Source organism: Vreelandella neptunia (genome assembly GCF_034479615.1).
In the GTDB taxonomy this organism is placed as follows: Bacteria; Pseudomonadota; Gammaproteobacteria; order Pseudomonadales; family Halomonadaceae; genus Vreelandella; species Vreelandella neptunia.
On sequence record NZ_CP140255.1, the window covers coordinates 3,434,933 to 3,451,639 of the forward strand.

Genomic DNA, 16,707 nt, shown 5'->3' on the forward strand with positions numbered 1-16,707 from the left:
AAGGGCCTGGGGCGGCGGTGCGAAAATTCACCACGCGCCAACAATCAGCCGGTGATCAAACGCCGGATAGGGGTTTTAGCTCTACATTCAACAAGCTACGTGCTTGTTAATGTAGTAAAGCTACACAATTCTGTTAAAGGTTAGCCTTTTGTATAGGCGAAGATACCTCAAAGTCGCCACGCTGCCAATTCTGTCGCAGCGGAAAAGCCTATCGAAAACAAACTATTGCACTGCAACATAAGCAAAACATATAGCATTTGCCACTACTACCAACAGAGAATCGGCTGTAATTAAACTACCGTTTTATTGCGTTGCTATTGAGTTACTTAGTTACTGAAACACTCAGTCATTCACCCACTTGGTGACTAAAATAGTTGAGTAGACCATCATCACTCAAGGCGCGACGATAGCCGCTGCCGAAAATAAACCCAATCAAATGCCGGGCCGGGGTCAGTTTTGCGCAGCGGCGCAACATGCGCATGGCTGGTAATACGATCAGCATTGAGCTGTGGATAGCGCGCCATTAGCCACACTACCGCCTCTGTTAGCGCGTTATACTGGGCTTTGCTATAGGGAGTAACGTCATCGCCCTCAAGCTCAATGCCCACCGAAAAATCGTTGAGTGCCGTTCGCCAGTTTAGCTGGCGGGCATCCCACCATCCTGAACGCCCTGCGTGCCACGCTCTATGATCTGTATCAACAAACTGTACGCATTCACCATCGCGGCGTATCAGCAGATGCGCAGAGACTCTTAAGTGAGCAATTTCAGCGAAAAACGGGTGTTCACCAACCGTCAGCTGATTGGTAAATAGCGCCTCAATAGCGCCGCCGCCAAACTCGCCAGGAGGTAAGCTAATCGCATGAATGAGTAGCAGCGAGACCTCTTCATCGGGCCGGGCATCGCAGTTGGGCGAAACGACTTGCCGAGCGCCACTCCACCAACCGCTAAGGGGTTGTTTGTCTTCCATACGCATGGTCTCCTCTAAGGTAACGCGTTCTTCCACGGCTCACTTTCATTATAATGGCCGCCCACAATCGACGACGTTCAGAGAATCACTGCCATGCATTATCAATCCGCTCTTGCTGAAGAAATCCGCGCCAGCGCCGCTCGCCTGTTGGCAGAGGACGTTGGCCCGGGTGATATTACCGCGCAATTGATCCCTGAGCACCAGTGGGCCAGCGCCAATGTGATTACCCGTGAAGATGCGGTGCTGTGTGGCGCGCCCTGGGTAGATGAGCTGTTTCGCCGCCTGGATAGTCGGGTAAGCCTGACCTGGCACGCCGCTGACGGCGATAAGCTAGAGGCCGGTGAGTGCTTTTTAACCCTGGAAGGCCCCGCCCGTGTCCTGCTCACCGGCGAGCGGGCGGCGCTTAACGTGCTGCAAACGCTATCCGCCACCGCCACCGCCACCCGCGCTTATGTCGACCTAATTGAAGGCACCGGTGTACGTCTGCTTGATACGCGTAAAACATTACCTGGCATGCGCTTGGCGCAAAAATATGCGGTCACCTGCGGAGGTGGACACAACCACCGCATTGGCCTTTGGGACGCGTTTTTGATCAAAGAGAACCACATTGCTGCCTGCGGAGGCATTCAAACGGCGGTCGCCCAGGCGCGCAAGCTAGCCAGCGACCTGCCTGTAGAAGTCGAGGTAGAAACCTTTGAAGAGCTGGATCAGGCGCTGGCAGCGGGGGCTGATATTGTCATGCTCGACAATTTCGCCATTGAAGACCTGCACGTTGCGGTTGAAATTAACGGCGGCCGAGCCACCCTGGAAGCCTCGGGCAACGTGGATGCCACCACTCTGCGGGCAATCGCCGACACCGGCGTTGACTGTATCTCTAGCGGCGCATTGACCAAGGACATCGCCTCGATCGATCTTTCCATGCGTATTACCCGCAGCTATAGCGTGTGATGATTAAGTTTCGACGGCATTAAGCCGCTTGGAAAGCTTATAACGCAGCAGTCGTTCCCCACTTCGCTCGACCCACTCTTCGCCGTGGTTCTCCCAACCACGGCGCATTAGGCGCTCATAGAGCATCGAACTGGCCTCTATTTCCACCCGCCCAAGCCCCTGCTCTAGCAGCAGGCGCTCGGCATGCACCAGCAGCGTGGTGCCAATCCCGCGGCCGGCCAGTGAGGGCCATACGTAAAGAGTTACAACCCGACCGGCGACTAAATCCAACTCCAGGAACCCCACGCAGCGCCCATCGCAGGTAGCCACTAAGGTCGTGTAGAGCGCTTGCCGCACTCCCCACGCACTGCCCTCTCGAGGCAGTGCATTAGCCCACGCACGCCGCTCATCCAGCGTGTAGTGAGTAGCTGCCCCCTGCATGACAGCGTGGTAAAACACTTCCGCCTGGTCAGCGGCATCACGTGCCAGTGCCGCGCGATACATTACCCGCGTACCGGTTGGCGCTTGCTGCTCCTCGGTATTGGTCATGCGTCACCTCTGCGCTGTTTCGCTATCATTTGATCAAGACACATTCGATCACGCCCTATTTGGTCGCGCCTAAGCCATTGGCCTGCTTTATACTACTTGGATCAATTCTACGCGAATCAACCCTAGCAGAAGGCAGTGTGATGGACGATGCCCCTAACAGCGAGCATTTTACGCTGACGCCCATTGGCCATGTAATCAGCGACTACCCCGATAAATTCGGTATCCCCCGCCAGCCGGGGCTCGCACCGGCGGCCAATGCCCGGCTTGTGCTCACCGCTCCTTACAACGAGCCACTCGCTGTGCGCGGATTGGAAGACTTCAGCCACCTGTGGCTGAGCTTTATTTTTCATCAAAGCCCCGAGCGCTGGTCTCCACTGGTAAGACCACCGCGCCTGGGGGGTAATAAAAAGGTGGGAGTTTTTGCCAGTCGCAGCACTCACCGCCCTAACCGCCTGGGGCTCTCACTGGTGAGATTAGTCGGTATCGACACCCAGCACGGCGTTACCCTGCAGCTCCAGGGCTGCGACTTAGTCAGCGGCACCCCGGTGGTCGATATCAAGCCTTATCTGCCGTGGGCCGAATCTCATCCTAACGCACAGGCCGGATTTGCCCCCGAGACACCGTCACTGATGGCTGTCACCTTTCATCCAACGGCGCTTGATATGCTCGCCCAGCGCCAGGACAGTGCCACCCTACTGGCATTAATTGAGCAGGTGCTAAGCCAAGACCCAAGGCCCGCTTATAAGCAAAAGGATAGGGAGTCTGAGCGCCTTTACGGCGTACGCCTGCGCGATGTGGACGTTAAGTTTTGCCCTCGCCAGAAAGGCGAAGCCACCACCTTAGAGGTGATGGCTATCGAACCTTACGCCGAATAATGGCAAAAGCCTGGCGTTATCAGGCAGGGAAGGTAATACCCAAGCGGCGGCCAACTTCCTCATACGCCTCGATCACACCGCCCAATCCCTGACGGAAGCGATCTTTATCGAGCTTTTCACGGGTGTTGGCGTCCCAAAGGCGGCAACCATCTGGAGAGAACTCATCTCCCAGCACTACCTCGCCTTTGAATACACCAAACTCCAGCTTGTAATCCACCAGCAGCATATCGCCCTCAGCAAACAGCGCTTTGAGGATATGGTTAACCTTGAAGGTTAGCGCTTTCATCTTGGCTAACTGCTCAGGCGTTGCCCAACCGAAGGTCTCCGCCAGCGACTCATTGATCATCGGGTCGCCCTTCTCATCGTTCTTCAGGAACAATTCAAAAGTAGGTGGCGTAAGGGCAATCCCCTCTTCTACACCGAGCCGTTTTACCAAGCCACCCGCGGCGATGTTGCGCACCACGCACTCCACCGGGATCATCTGCATCTTCTTGACCAGACTCTCAGTATTGGATAGCTGCTTTTCGAAGTGGGTAGGAATACCCGCTTCCTGCAGCCGCTCCATAATGAAGGCATTAAAGATGTTATTGACCATTCCCTTGCGGGCCAGCGACTCCACTTTTTTGCCATCAAAGGCGCTGGTGTCATCACGAAAATTGAGCACCAACAAATCCGGATCGTCGGTGGTATACACAGATTTCGCCTTACCGGCGTAGAGTTCTTGGCGCTTTTCCATGGGGGCTCCGTAAGGGGTGAAGGATCAACAAATTAACGTAAATAGCCGGAGACACGCTCAAGCAGCTCGCGCTGATCATCGGCGCTGAATGCCCGCTCGCTGGCATTGATGGCACGCAGAATCGTCTGGTCGCCGTTAGGCTGCAGGGCAAGACGGATCTGCTGGGACATTTTGCGCACATCTGGGCTGAAGACGATTTGCAGCGGGTTGCGGTTACGCTCGGTTTCAGTCATGTACTCAACCATAAACTCATGACTGGCGGGGTCGGCGGCGAGCAAATCTCGCTGGCCTTCCTGGGCAAAATCCAGCTCAAGATAGTGGTTCAACTCGGCCCATACTCGATCAACCGGCTGTGGAATAACCACTTCCCATTCGTCGCCCTGCTGGCGGATCTGCAATGTCTGCTCATCGGTCAGACGCTGAGCCGTCCAGGAAGAGGAGACGCTGGCAGATGCACTGCGCGCGCTTAAATGGCTCTCTAGCGCATCGAGACAGCTCGCCATGGTTTGCCCGCCGCGCTCGCAGCGAACTTCGCTGCTACCTGCGCGTAGTGCACTTTGCAGGCGAATTTCCGCCTGGGGCGTGACGATAACGCCCTGGGAAGCGCTACTCTGCAGCACTTCCAACTGACGAGTACGTACAAACTCTTCCAACTGCGGCCACACCGTACCGGTATCGGCGGCCACCACTAGCCAGGTTTGATCGCCCACTTCGCGACGCTCGACATACTCAGGCTCCATCCCACTACCAATCGCCAATGACTGAGGTGGACGAATTTCTGCCGCTTCGTCAAGCCGTGTCCCTTGGGTGGCGGCTTGAGGAACCGGCAGCGCATCACGGTAGCGTTGGGTATTGCGGGTCTCTGGCAGCACCAAAGGCGGCGCTGGTGCGGCCTCGGTGTAGTCCAGGTTACGGTCGTGGTAAAAACCATCCCGCGCACAACCAGAGAGCGCGACAGCCGCTGCGAGTGCCAGCGGAACCCATTTAAGCGCACGTATTTCAAGCACAGAGCTCATCAAGCCACCTTAAGTCAACAAATCAGGTACCCAGCTCAGCGGTAGATGAGCTGGGTAGCAAAGGGTATTGCGTCGGGTTACTCCTCTACGACGCCCGCCAGCTGAAGCGCTTCGCTCACTGTGGCGTGGTACTTTTCCGACAGCCAGGTTAACGGTAAGCGAATACCCGCGTCCGCGTACCCCATACGATTCAGCGCCCACTTCACCGGAATAGGATTCGACTCTATACCCAGATTGGTGTGCAGCGGCATCAAACGCGTATTAATCTGGTGTGCCTTATCGGCATCACCGGCGACGGCTGCCGTGCAAAGCTCATGCATCGCCCGAGGAGCAACGTTGGCGGTTACTGAGATATCGCCATGCCCCCCCATCAACATAAAATCGCAGGCAGTCGCATCGTCGCCGGAGTAGAGCATAAAGCCACTGCCCTTTAGGCGAGTAATTAGATCTTCAGCACGCTCTAGGTTCCCCGTGGCGTCTTTTAAACCGATAATATTATCAACTTCGGCCAGACGTAACACGGTCTCGTTATAGATATCCGAGCAGGTGCGGCTAGGCACATTGTAAAGAATGACCGGCAGGTCGCTGGCCTCGGCGGTGGCCTTGAAGTGCTGAAACAGGCCTTCCTGAGTAGGCTTGTTGTAGTAGGGAGCCACCGTCAGACAGTAATCTGCACCGACTTCTTTCGCGTAGCGGGTCAACTCCACTGCTTCGGTGGTGTTGTTCGAGCCGGTACCGGCTATGACCGGGATACGGCCATTGACCTCTTCTACCACGCTGCGAATCACGTCAAAGTGCTCCGCGAAGGACATGGTTGTCGGTTCGCCCGTGGTACCAGCCGCCACAATGGCATCGGTGCCATTTTCGAGATGGAAGTTCACCAGGCGACGAAGCGCCTCCCAGTCGATGTCGCCATTGACTTTCATAGGCGTCGCCAGGGCGACAATGCTGCCTGTGATCATCCGTTTATTCCTCACCAGCCAAATTGTGATATCAACTATCTAGGTTTTTTTAAGTGCTAAGTGTTTTAGATACTTCTCAAAACCGAGCGCGATCGGGCTATTTTGCCTCAAGCACTACACCGCACAGAGGACAAATGGTACTCAGGCGATTCGAGCCTGTACAGCGTAAAGCGATGTGAGTTTGCCGTCACCCTGTTTTGAGCTTTGACAATGGCCCCCGGCTTACGTGTAATCGTGCTTCGCACTTCACTGTTAACACCCACGTCAATAAGGACGCCTTATGTCTGTTGAAATTGGTAAGCCCGTTGCCGACTTCTCCGCCACCGCCACTGGTGATACCACCGTGACGCTGTCCGAACTGCACGGCAAACAAGTGGTCATTTACTTCTACCCCAAAGCCAGCACGCCCGGATGCACCACCGAGGGCGGTGACTTTCGCGACCGTAAACCCGCCTTTGACGCCGCTAATACAGTGATTCTCGGCGTCTCTCGCGACGGTCTACGCGCTCAAGAAAACTTTAAAGCCAAACAGGATTTCAATTTCGATCTTATCTCCGACAAAGATGAAAATGTTTGCACACTGTTTGACGTAATCAAACTCAAGAAAATGTACGGTAAGGAGCACCTGGGCATCGAGCGCAGCACTTTCCTGATTGATAAGGAAGGTAAGCTAGCCAACGAGTGGCGCGGCGTTAAGGTACCTGGCCACGCTGAAGAAGTGCTTGCTGCGGCTGAAAAACTTAACGCTTCCAGCTAGCTTTCACAAAGCCCCTTTACAGCTAACGCCATTACCCGTGCCGATTCACCACGGGTAATGGGTAAACCTACTCGGTCTCCTGAACCGCCGGGGCTTGCAGCCCACGTCGCTCCTCACGCCCATGCATGCCGCGGGGCCAAGCGTAAATCAGCGCCTTCAGCAGCGTGGCCAAGGGAATGGCAAAGAAAATACCCCAGAAGCCCCAAATTCCGCCGAAGAATAGCACCGCCACAATAATCGAAACCGGATGAATATTATTGGTCTCAGAGAACAGCACCGGCGCTAGTACGTTGCCATCCAACGCCTGAATCACGCCATAAGCCACCAACACATACACAAAATCTTCGCTAAGACCAAAATAGAATCCAGCTACCGCGGCGACAGGCAGCGTAGCCACCGCAGCACCGATATAAGGCACTAGCACCGAAAGCCCGACCAACACCGCCAAGAGCGCCGTATACGGCAAGCCAAAGAATGCAAAGGTAAAGAACGCCACCGTACCCACGATGATGATTTCAATAAACTTACCGCGAATATAGTTGGCAATTTGATCGTCCATCTCACGCCAAATACGCGATAGCAGCGTACGCTTCTGGGGCAGCAGCGAAAGCATAAAACCGACCAGCACGTCGCGATCCTTGAGCATAAAGAACACCAGTATCGGCACCAGCACCAGGTAAATAATCAGCGACATGATATTGCCGAGCGAGGCCAGTGAAAGCGTTAAGGCGCGCTGGCCTAGCTGGCTAATCTCGCGGCTTGCTACGCCTATCCAGCTCTGCATCTGATCCGGCGTAATAATGTTCGGGTAGCGCGCCTGCAGTTCATCCAACCAGCCCTGGCCACTGGCGAACATCCGCGGCGTCTCCTGCACCAGCCCCACTAGCTGGTTCCAGATCAACGGCATAAGAATAAACGCCAGGGTGAGCAGCACACTGATAAAGGCTAAAAAGACCAGGATCACCGCCAGCAAATGCGGCACCCCCCGCCGGGTAAACGCGCTTACTACGCCCTGCAACAGAAACGCGATCACCAGTGCGGTAAAAAATGGCGCCAACATGCGACCAAACCAGATGATCGCGGCGAAACCCGCCACCAGTACTACCAGTAGGATGAGTGCTTCCTCATCCGAGAAGTAGCGCTCAACCCAGCTTTTCAGAATCGTGCGCAGGGTCATGAGTGCGCATCTCCCGCTTTTCTAATCCAATACACATAAACATCGCCGCGCTGTTCCCGTCCCTCAAGGGCATGCGCACTCTGATCGGTAAACGATGCCATATCCCGCCACGACCCAGCATCCGTTGAACGTACTTCAAGCAACTGGCCTGCCGCCAAGCCTGACAGGGCCTGCTTAGCTTTTAGCAGTGGCAATGGGCAGTGCAGCCCACAAGCGTCAAGCACCGTGTCGGGTTGAAAGCCCCCGGTTTGCTCAGACATACATACTCCCTCAAGATGACCTGCCTATTTCACGGCGTAGATTTATACACGTCGTTGCATAAACATTGTTTAATAAACGCTGCGGCATAAACTGTCTTTAGCGATTGATTTCACTAGGCTGTCGATTTAACGGCACTTCCCAGTCTTTATCAATGTCACACTTTTAACCAATGCCACACCCAGACCACTTTGCTTAACTATTATTTATGAGGATGCCATGCCGACCCTTCGTACCACTTACCCAGGCTGGATATGTGCGTTCGCTTGTGCTTGTGGCAGCCTACTGTTTAGTCCGCCAAGCGTTGCTACCAATGATTACGGCTTGCCAAGCTTAGGGGCAGCGTCTACCTCCGTCAGCAATGAAGAGTACCGCTTGGGCCGCGCCTGGTTGCGCCAGTTTCGTGCCCAAGCCCCCCAGTGGCAAGACCCTATAACCAATGATTATTTGCAAAGCCTAATTGCCCGACTGGCCCCGCATAGTGATATTAACGGCCTGCGCACGATCACCGTGATGGTCGATAACGCGTCACTGAATGCCTTTGCCGTCCCAGGCGGCGTGGTAGGGATCAACTCTGGGCTATTCGCGTTTGCCGAAGATGAAGGTGCCTTTGTCTCGGTGCTAGCTCACGAGCTGGGCCACCTCTCCCAACGCCACTATGCCCGTGGCAGCGCCCGCGCGGCTCAGACCCAACTGCCCGCTATGGCGGCCATGCTGGCAGGCATGCTGATTGCTGCCAGTGGCGGCGGCGACGCTGGCATGGCGGCTGCCATGGGCTCCCAGGCGGCGCTGATTCAGGATCAGCTTAGCTACTCACGGCTGTTTGAACAGGAAGCCGATAACATCGGGCTTCAGGCCATGGCCGATGCAGGCTATGACCCCGAGGCAATGGTGCGCATGTTCTCGGCCATGCAGCGCATGGCGCGCCTTCAGGGCGATACGCCACCCGAGTTCCTGCTTACCCACCCGGTCACCGACAATCGTTTAAGTGCCGCGCAAGCCCGCGCCGCCCAGCTCAATGTCGCCGATGCATATACCAGCGACACTCTCTACGACATGATGCGCGCCCGAGCGTTGCTAAGCATTTACACTAACACACCGCAGCAAGCTGCTTCGCGCCTTGCTCAGGAAGGCGCCGAACAAGCCGCTCAGGACTACTTAGCCGCACTCATTGATGCTCGCAACGGTCAAACCGATAGCGCTCTGGGGCAGCTGGATAGGCTTGCTAACGAGCATCCCGACTTTGCCATGCTCCCCGCCTCTGCAGCCAGTGTCGCTCTGGAAGCAGGGCGCTACGATCAGGCGATTCAGCGCAGCCAGCAATTGCTACGCTTTATGCCCAACTACCTACCTGCCCAACTGGTACTGGCCGAAGCGCAGCTGCAGCGCGACCCACAGGCGGCCTATGACCTGCTGCGCGACATCACCTCCCAAAACCCGGAAAACCCTCAGGGCTTTAACCTGCTGGCGGAAGCCGCCGGACGTAGCGGACACGACAGCTGGGGGCATTTAGCCCGTGCAGAGCACCTTCAACTGACCGGCCGCGTCGATCGCGGCATTCGCCAGCTCTCCATCGCCCGGGATGCCGCGGAGCGGGAAAACAACCAGCAGGCGTTGGCAAGAATCGAGCAGCGCAGAGAAGAGTTTATTGAGTATCGTGAAGCGCTGGAAGATTTTAGTTGATGTCCTGAAGCATGCAAAAGCGCCCATGCGTTAAGCAGCACGGGCGCTACATGCTTTTAGCAGGCTCAGCCTTAAGCTATGGACTTCAAGCTATGATCTTCAATTCATGCATTGAAGTTAAGCATCCGCTCAAGGGGCTTTAAAGCCTGCAGGCGCAGCGCTTCATCCACCTGAATTTCTCCACTTCCCTTGCGCAACGCACCCGCCAGGTTATCCAGCGCGTTCATGGCCATCCAGGGGCAGTGCGCGCAGCTGCGGCAAGTAGCACCGTTGCCTGCCGTCGGCGCTTCAAACAGCGTTTTATCCGGTACCGCCTGCTGCATCTTGAAAAAGATGCCCCTATCCGTCGCTACAATCAGCTTATCGTTGGGCAGCTCTTTCGCGGCCTTAATCAACTGCGAGGTGGAGCCTGCCACGTCCGCCAGTTTTACTACTGACTCAGGCGACTCGGGATGCACCAGTACCGCGGCACCTGGATAGATGCGCTTCAGGTCTTCAACGCCCTTGGCCTTAAACTCTTCATGAACGATACAGGCGCCGTCCCACATCAGCATATCGGCGCCGGTTTTGCTCTGGATATAGCCGCCCAAATGCTTATCGGGCGCCCAGAGAATTTTCTCGCCCTTGGCCTGCAGGTGCTCAATCACCTCGACTGCAATCGACGAAGTCACCACCCAGTCTGCCCGTGCCTTAACGGCTGCAGAGGTATTGGCATACACCACTACGGTACGGTCAGGGTGGGCATCACAGAAGGCGCTGAACTCATCGGCGGGACAGCCAATATCCAGTGAGCAGGTGGCTTCCAAGGTGGGCATCAACACGCGCTTTTCAGGCGAAAGGATCTTGGCGGTTTCGCCCATAAAGCGGACACCGGCGACGACCAGCGTGGTGGCTTCGTGGCGAGCACCAAAGCGCGCCATCTCCAGCGAGTCAGCGACACAGCCACCGGTCTCTTCCGCCAACTGCTGAATGGCATCATCGGTGTAATAGTGTGCGACCAAAACGGCGTTATGGGCCTTCAACAGTCGTTTGATCTCTTCAACCCGGGCCTGATCTTCCGCCGGAATGCGGGTCGGGCAGTAGGCTGTGGGTAGCGGAGCCTCAAGCTTCGCTTGAGTAGTCATAATAGTCATTGTGTCTACCACTGTGACGAACAGGGAATCCCCCTGTTAAACACTGGGCTACGGCGCAGTACGTCTTGCACATGCGCCGCTCGTAAGGGCGATGAGCCGCTGCGTCTCTCGCGATGGCCATCGCTTAAAATCTGTTCTGAACAGATTTATTCTAAACCATTTTGGCGGGGAATAGCGTTTGACTGCAAACAGAATGTCACACACAGCAAAACGCCCCTGGCAGCTAAACTGCCAGGGGCGTTGAATTTGGTGGGTCGTGCAGGATTCGAACCTGCGACCAATTGATTAAAAGTCAACTGCTCTACCAACTGAGCTAACGACCCAAACTTGCTGTGCTGTTCACTGACCAGCTTTGCTAAACCTACTGTTAGTACATATACCTTAAACGTTCATCACCGAGTTCAAACTGACTTTTTCCAAACTGATCAGTCGTTTGAATGGTGGGTCGTGCAGGATTCGAACCTGCGACCAATTGATTAAAAGTCAACTGCTCTACCAACTGAGCTAACGACCCGCCTGAACGGATGCATATCCTACGCTTACACCTTATTGATAGCAAGCGTTTTTTCTCTTTCACTCTACAATAATGAACCATTTGCGAACCTGCTAGCGTCACTCAATGCTGACAGGCACGCTTATCAGCCTAACCGCTAACGACTGACCACCAAGCGGTTCAACAGGCTCTGCAAGGCGCGTTTAGCGCGCCTTGCTCTTCGGTTTGCGCAGTGCCTGTACCGGCTTACGCTTGTGCTTATCGCGGTTCCAGCGATTCTTCTCATCTGGCGTCAGGGCGGGCACTTTGCGGCTCTCTAAGTTAGCCAGCGTGGCCAAGTCATCCACTTCATCCTGGCTAAGCTCGACCCATTCGCCGGCTTTCGCCCGCTTATCTAGGAAGATGTTGCCGTAACGTACGCGTTTAAGGCGACTAACCGTCAGCGCCTGAGATTCCCAAAGACGACGCACTTCGCGGTTACGCCCTTCCAGAATCACCACGTGGAACCAGGTGTTGATACCTTCGCCACCAAACTCCTGAACATCGGTAAAGCGCGCCGGGCCATCTTCAAGCATGACTCCATCGACCATGGCCATGATATGCTCACGCTTCACTTCACCCATCACGCGAACCGCATACTCGCGCTCCACCTGGGTAGAGGGGTGCATCAAACGGTTGGCCAGCTCACCGTCGGTAGTGAACAGCAGCAAACCGCTGGTGTTGATATCCAGGCGACCGATCGCAATCCAGCGTTCGCCTTTAAGGCGCGGCAAGCGGTCAAACACCGTGCGGCGGCCTTCTGGATCCTTACGGGTGCACAGCTCGCCTTCCGGCTTGTTGTACATAATCACCCGGCGCGGCACTTCTTCTTCTGGTCGCAGTGCCACCGGACGGTCATCAAAACTGACTTTGTCCCGCGCTTCAACGCGGTCGCCCAGCTTAGCCACTTGGCTGTTCACTTTAACACGGCCGGCGGAAATCGCCGTTTCCATCTCACGACGCGAGCCAAGGCCTGCACGGGCCAAGACTTTTTGCAGCTTTTCGCTGGAGGGGGGCGTGGTGTTATTACTCTGACTCATGGTCGTCTGACCTCACATCGGTAGTCTCCGTGCTTTCGCGCTCGTCTTGTTGGCGCTTGGCACGTGCCGCGAGCCGAGCCTGTAGGTCGGCAAAGCTCAGCGGCTGGGTTAACGCCGTCTCGGCGTGCGTGTCGGCTATCTCAGCCGAGGTTATCTGTTCTTTCTGGGGTGGCGCATCCTGCACCGTTTTGATCGTTTCGTCTAGTGCTTCATCGTCTGAACCGGGGTCATTTTCTTCCTGAATGCCAGTATCCTTCGTCACCCCCGGCTCTTCAGGTAGTTCGTTTTCGTCCCAGCTTGCCAGGGTGTGCATGGGCGGCAACGCATCGAGGGTTTTTAACCCAAAATCGTCTAAAAAGCTGCGTGTAGTGGCGTATACCGCCGGACGACCGGGCACATCACGATGACCAACCACCCGAATCCAGCCGCGCTCTGCCAAGGTGCGCATAATGGAGCTACTTACGCTGACCCCACGCACCTCTTCAATATCCCCACGAGTAACCGGCTGCCGATAGGCAATTAACGCCAGCGTTTCCAGCAGCGCCCGCGAGTAGCGCTGGGGGCGTTCATCCCATAACCGCGACACCCACTGGGAAAGCCGCGGACGAATGCGCAGCTGATAGCCCGAGACCGTTTCCAGCAACTCCAGTGCACCGCCGGAATGGCGCTGCTGCAAACGTTCCAGGACGTCACGGAACTCTCTGCGCGTTGGGCATTCGCCCTCCAGAAAAAGCGTTTCCAAGCGCTCAAGGGGCAAGGGTTCGCCTGCGGCCAGCAGTGCGGCTTCAACAATGTCATCTAAAACAGTGTCATCTAACGCGGTGACGGCGTTACTCATGGCGCCTCCTCGCCAGGTTCAAAAGCGGACTCGCCATAGGCATCCTCATCTATCTCGCTCTCATCAAAAGCGCTCTCCTCGCCGTCAGCAAGGGCAGCGCGCCGCGCGCGCACGTGAATTGGCGACAGCGGCGCATTTTGGACAATTTCAATCATGGCTTCTTTGGCTAGCTCAAGAATCGCCATAAATGTGACCACCACGCCTGCGCGCCCCTCTTCTAAAGTAAATAGCGCTTCAAAGGGGGTATAGCGCTGATGGGCGTCATCGTGACTTAGCTGCTCCATAATCCTGAGCATGCGCTCGCGAGTAGAGAGTACTTCACGACTGATCTGGTGGGCCTGCACCAGCTCAGCGCGCTTGAGGATATCGGAGAGCGCGCTGAGCAATTCATCCAATTCCACCTCGGGGTGAATCACACGGGACTCCAGTGGCGGTAAGCCCGCCTGCACGCTGAACCAGTCACGCCCCATACGCGGTAGCGTATCCAGCGTCTCTGCTGCCTCTTTAAGGCGTTCGTACTCTTGCAGACGGCGAATAAGCTCAGCGCGTGGATCCTCCTCGTCATCGCCCTCAGCCTTCGGCGGACGGGGCAACAAGGTGCGCGACTTGATCTCAGCGAGCATAGCGGCCATGAGCAGATACTCCCCCGCCAGTTCGATCTCCATAGCCTTCATCAGCTCCACGTACTCGATGTACTGGTGGGTGATGGTGGCCACGTTAATGGTCAGAATGTCCAGGTTTTGGCGGCGAATCAGGTAGAGCAACAGATCCAGAGGGCCTTCAAAGGTCTCTAGAAATACCCGTAGCGCCTCGGGAGGAATGTATAAATCCTCCGGCATTTGCGTAATCGGCTCATCAAACAGACGCCCAAACGAAGCTGCCACTGGCTCGGTGGGTTCGGGATCAGGGCTCTCTATATCAACAGTAGCGCTTGGCGTCTCGCTCACGCGGGTCGGCTCTCTTGAAAAGTGGAAATCAGCACAGGCAAACAGTTTAGCAAACTCAGCGACATTCGCGTCTCTCTATCAAGAGGGTAAAACTAGCGTGATTACCCCGCCTCCACCGCTTTGCGGAAACGGCCAGCATAGTCAAACAGCTTGTCACGGATTTGGAAATGGCGCCCCACTTTGCGGCCTACGACGAAATCAGGATGGCGTAGGAGGCGCTGTTCGGCGACGACTTCCTCGGCGCTTAGCGGCTGCCATTTACCTCCCGGTGCGCGCAGATGGTAGCGCAGAAAGGCGGCATAGAAAGCGCGCCGCTGAGCGGGGGTTTCCAGCGCGTACCACTCGGAAAGATGGGTGCCATCTTCGTCATGATAGGTGACTTTTAAGCGCGGCAGGCCGCGGCCGTTGGTGGTCGCTTCCAGCTGCATACCGCTTACCCGCAGTACCTTGGCGTCTTTCAACTTTAGGGCGTCTTTGAGTTTATCATCCGCGTCTACCAGTAGTTTTTCGCAACCATGGCAGCGGCGAGCAGCAATATCATTCTCGGCGCCGCACTCATCGCAGACTTTGAAGCGGAACCTGAAGTCGCATTGGCGCCGCTTTCCTTCATCATCTTCAATTAGCCCCTGACAGCGACGGCCAAAGTGCTCAATCACTAAATCACCGTCGCGCTTACCCCAGTAAAGATTGGCATGACCGCAGTCAGGGCACTCTACCTGAACCGGTTCGCTGTCACTATCCGGCTTCGGCTCACCCACTTCCGGTGCGTAGATATCCCAGGGGTTCCCGGCGTAATCAAGAATCAGGCAGTCGCTCTTGCCCGGCGACAGGCGCAGCCCCCTGCCTACCATCTGCTGATAGAGACTCACCGATTCGGTAGGCCGCAAAATGGCGATCAAATCCACGTGAGGCGCATCAAAACCGGTGGTCAACACCGCCACGTTCACCAGGTATTTCAACTCCCGCGCTTTAAAGGCATCGATCAGCGCAGTGCGCTCTTTAGACGGAGTTGCGCCTGTGATTAACGCGGCATCTGCCCGGGGTAAATAACCGATAATTTCTTCAGCGTGGGCCACGGTGGCGGCAAAAATCATCACGCCCTGGCGATCAACCGCGCGCTCGACGATTTGCGCGATAATGCCCGGCGTCGCACGGCTCCCCGCCACCACACGATTAAGTTCTTCCTCTTGGAACAGGCCGCTTGAAGAGGGTTTGAGTGCAGAGAAGTCGTAGCCCTCAATCGCCATATCCAGGCGCTTGGGCGCGGCGAGGTACCCCTGCTTTACCATCAGACGCAGCGGCTGCTCGAAGACGCAGTCACGAAAAAAACTCTCTTCACTGCCCCGCACCATGCCGTGATGGTGGCGGTAATAAATAAACCCCTGCCCCAAACGGTACGGCGTAGCGGTTAGTCCGAGTATTTTAAGCTGCGGATTGTGCTGGCGCAGGTGCTCAATCACCTGACGATAGCTAGCGTCTTCGTTGAGCGATACGCGATGGCTCTCATCGATGACCAGCAGGGTAAAATTAGCGTCGTTAAAGCTCTCCAGGTTACGCACCACCGACTGCACCGAGCCAAATACCACTTGGCGACTCGCCTCTTTGCGCTTTAAACCAGCGCTAAAAATGTCCGCCTCAAGCCCATACGCCTGATATTTAGCGTGGTTCTGCTCTACCAGTTCACGCACATGGGCCAGCACCAGCACGCGCCCACGCGCTAATCTTGCCAGCTCAGCAATTACCAGGGATTTACCGCTACCGGTGGGTAGCACGACCAAAGCCGGATCGCTGGAAGCGCGAAAGTGCACTACCACGCGCTTGACCGCCTCCTGCTGATAGGGGCGAAGCTGGGGTGTTAGTGAAGTGGCTTGTGAGGAGCTAGGTGTCGACAAATTAATTAGCCCGCTACTGAACCATTACGACTTTCGTCGCGTCGTAGTAGTGATGGTTTAAATAATCCCTGAACTCGCAATGTTTATCAGCGAGAAGAGAATAGTGAGGTGAGCCATGACTACCAACCATTTCAGCCCTGAGTGCCCGGAATGCAGCAGTCGCTTAAAACGCCTTCCCGCCACGCGGCGTGGCAAAGCCCATGTGTTCTGCATGGATTGCGGACATGATTTTGGGCGCTTTGAATACCTCGTTGAGCGCTACCGGTTAGAGCTTGAAACGCTGGAGGCTAAACTAGGATTGCCGCCCGAAGGAGCTGATAAAACTCCGGCTAGCGCTCCCCAGCGGCACTCTTAATGACTGTTGTCACGACTCGCGTAACTGCTAACGGCGGAAAAAATCCGCCGTTAGCATGGGCG

At 55.8% G+C, this 16,707-nt stretch carries 17 protein-coding genes and 2 tRNA genes; 5 read left to right on the forward strand and 14 right to left on the reverse strand.

The genetic code is table 11. The features are described from left to right. Positions 1-389: 389 nt before the first annotated feature. Entirely contained in the window at positions 390-968 is a 579-nt protein-coding gene (gene ampD, locus SR894_RS16010; protein ID WP_223288086.1) for a 1,6-anhydro-N-acetylmuramyl-L-alanine amidase AmpD, read from the reverse strand. Between the two features lie 93 nt (positions 969-1,061). On the opposite strand from ampD, the gene nadC reads away from it, so the two are divergent. After that, a complete protein-coding gene (gene nadC / locus SR894_RS16015; RefSeq protein WP_223288087.1) occupies positions 1,062-1,916 on the forward strand; it encodes a carboxylating nicotinate-nucleotide diphosphorylase in 855 nt (284 codons plus the stop codon). 3 nt (positions 1,917-1,919) lie between these two features. Here the strand turns inward: nadC and SR894_RS16020 are convergent, their stop codons facing one another. After that, the gene (locus SR894_RS16020) at positions 1,920-2,444 is read right to left on the reverse strand and encodes a GNAT family N-acetyltransferase (protein WP_133732133.1); all 525 of its coding nucleotides are present in this window, start codon (positions 2,442-2,444) and stop codon (positions 1,920-1,922) included. A gap of 140 nt (positions 2,445-2,584) precedes the next feature. Between SR894_RS16020 and tsaA the strand changes: the two genes are divergently transcribed. Continuing rightward, positions 2,585-3,319, forward strand: a complete 735-nt coding sequence (gene tsaA, locus SR894_RS16025) for a tRNA (N6-threonylcarbamoyladenosine(37)-N6)-methyltransferase TrmO (RefSeq protein WP_223288088.1) — start codon at positions 2,585-2,587, stop codon at positions 3,317-3,319. A gap of 19 nt (positions 3,320-3,338) precedes the next feature. On the opposite strand, the gene purC is transcribed toward tsaA, so the two are convergent. The 3 genes from purC to dapA form a co-directional block, all read right to left on the reverse strand. After that, the gene (gene purC / locus SR894_RS16030; RefSeq protein WP_008955951.1) at positions 3,339-4,055 is read right to left on the reverse strand and encodes a phosphoribosylaminoimidazolesuccinocarboxamide synthase; all 717 of its coding nucleotides are present in this window, start codon (positions 4,053-4,055) and stop codon (positions 3,339-3,341) included. A gap of 32 nt (positions 4,056-4,087) precedes the next feature. After that, the gene (bamC, locus tag SR894_RS16035; RefSeq protein ID WP_133732131.1) at positions 4,088-5,071 is read right to left on the reverse strand and encodes an outer membrane protein assembly factor BamC; all 984 of its coding nucleotides are present in this window, start codon (positions 5,069-5,071) and stop codon (positions 4,088-4,090) included. Between the two features lie 77 nt (positions 5,072-5,148). Then, entirely contained in the window at positions 5,149-6,033 is an 885-nt protein-coding gene (dapA, locus tag SR894_RS16040; protein WP_133732130.1) for a 4-hydroxy-tetrahydrodipicolinate synthase, read from the reverse strand. A 280-nt stretch (positions 6,034-6,313) separates the two neighbouring features. Here dapA and SR894_RS16045 point away from each other — a divergent pair, with 280 nt between their 5' ends. After that, positions 6,314-6,790, forward strand: a complete 477-nt coding sequence (locus SR894_RS16045) for a peroxiredoxin (RefSeq protein ID WP_133732129.1) — start codon at positions 6,314-6,316, stop codon at positions 6,788-6,790. 67 nt (positions 6,791-6,857) lie between these two features. On the opposite strand, the gene SR894_RS16050 is transcribed toward SR894_RS16045, so the two are convergent. Together SR894_RS16050 and SR894_RS16055 are read right to left on the reverse strand one after the other, a co-directional pair. After that, positions 6,858-7,967 (reverse strand): AI-2E family transporter, encoded by a 1,110-nt coding sequence (locus tag SR894_RS16050; RefSeq protein ID WP_133732128.1) that lies wholly within the window; start codon positions 7,965-7,967, stop codon positions 6,858-6,860. After that, entirely contained in the window at positions 7,964-8,227 is a 264-nt protein-coding gene (locus SR894_RS16055; protein WP_133732127.1) for a sulfurtransferase TusA family protein, read from the reverse strand. The genes SR894_RS16050 and SR894_RS16055 overlap by 4 nt, the downstream gene beginning before the upstream one ends. A gap of 217 nt (positions 8,228-8,444) precedes the next feature. Between SR894_RS16055 and SR894_RS16060 the strand changes: the two genes are divergently transcribed. After that, positions 8,445-9,908, forward strand: a complete 1,464-nt coding sequence (locus SR894_RS16060) for a M48 family metalloprotease (protein WP_223288089.1) — start codon at positions 8,445-8,447, stop codon at positions 9,906-9,908. Between the two features lie 104 nt (positions 9,909-10,012). Here SR894_RS16060 and nadA read toward each other — a convergent pair whose 3' ends face one another. The 7 genes from nadA to radD form a co-directional block, all read right to left on the reverse strand. Beyond that, positions 10,013-11,041: a quinolinate synthase NadA gene (gene nadA / locus SR894_RS16065; RefSeq protein ID WP_133732125.1), complete on the reverse strand. Its 1,029-nt coding sequence runs from the start codon at positions 11,039-11,041 to the stop codon at positions 10,013-10,015. A gap of 247 nt (positions 11,042-11,288) precedes the next feature. Further along, positions 11,289-11,364, reverse strand: a tRNA-Lys gene (locus tag SR894_RS16070). Between the two features lie 115 nt (positions 11,365-11,479). Next, a tRNA-Lys gene (locus SR894_RS16075) sits at positions 11,480-11,555 on the reverse strand. Between the two features lie 182 nt (positions 11,556-11,737). Next, the gene (rluB, locus tag SR894_RS16080) at positions 11,738-12,613 is read right to left on the reverse strand and encodes a 23S rRNA pseudouridine(2605) synthase RluB (protein ID WP_223288090.1); all 876 of its coding nucleotides are present in this window, start codon (positions 12,611-12,613) and stop codon (positions 11,738-11,740) included. Continuing rightward, positions 12,600-13,451 carry an SMC-Scp complex subunit ScpB gene (gene scpB / locus SR894_RS16085; RefSeq protein ID WP_223288091.1) on the reverse strand — a complete coding sequence of 284 codons (852 nt, stop codon included), beginning with the start codon at positions 13,449-13,451 and terminating at the stop codon, positions 12,600-12,602. Before scpB ends, rluB begins: the two co-directional genes overlap by 14 nt. Further along, positions 13,448-14,398: a segregation and condensation protein A gene (locus SR894_RS16090; RefSeq protein WP_223288092.1), complete on the reverse strand. Its 951-nt coding sequence runs from the start codon at positions 14,396-14,398 to the stop codon at positions 13,448-13,450. The genes scpB and SR894_RS16090 overlap by 4 nt, the downstream gene beginning before the upstream one ends. A 101-nt stretch (positions 14,399-14,499) precedes the next feature. Continuing rightward, entirely contained in the window at positions 14,500-16,290 is a 1,791-nt protein-coding gene (gene radD / locus SR894_RS16095; protein ID WP_223288093.1) for a DNA repair helicase RadD, read from the reverse strand. A 115-nt stretch (positions 16,291-16,405) separates the two neighbouring features. Here radD and SR894_RS16100 point away from each other — a divergent pair, with 115 nt between their 5' ends. Beyond that, complete coding sequence (locus tag SR894_RS16100; protein ID WP_133732120.1) at positions 16,406-16,645, forward strand: hypothetical protein; 240 nt, start codon at positions 16,406-16,408, stop codon at positions 16,643-16,645. Positions 16,646-16,707 lie beyond the last annotated feature (62 nt).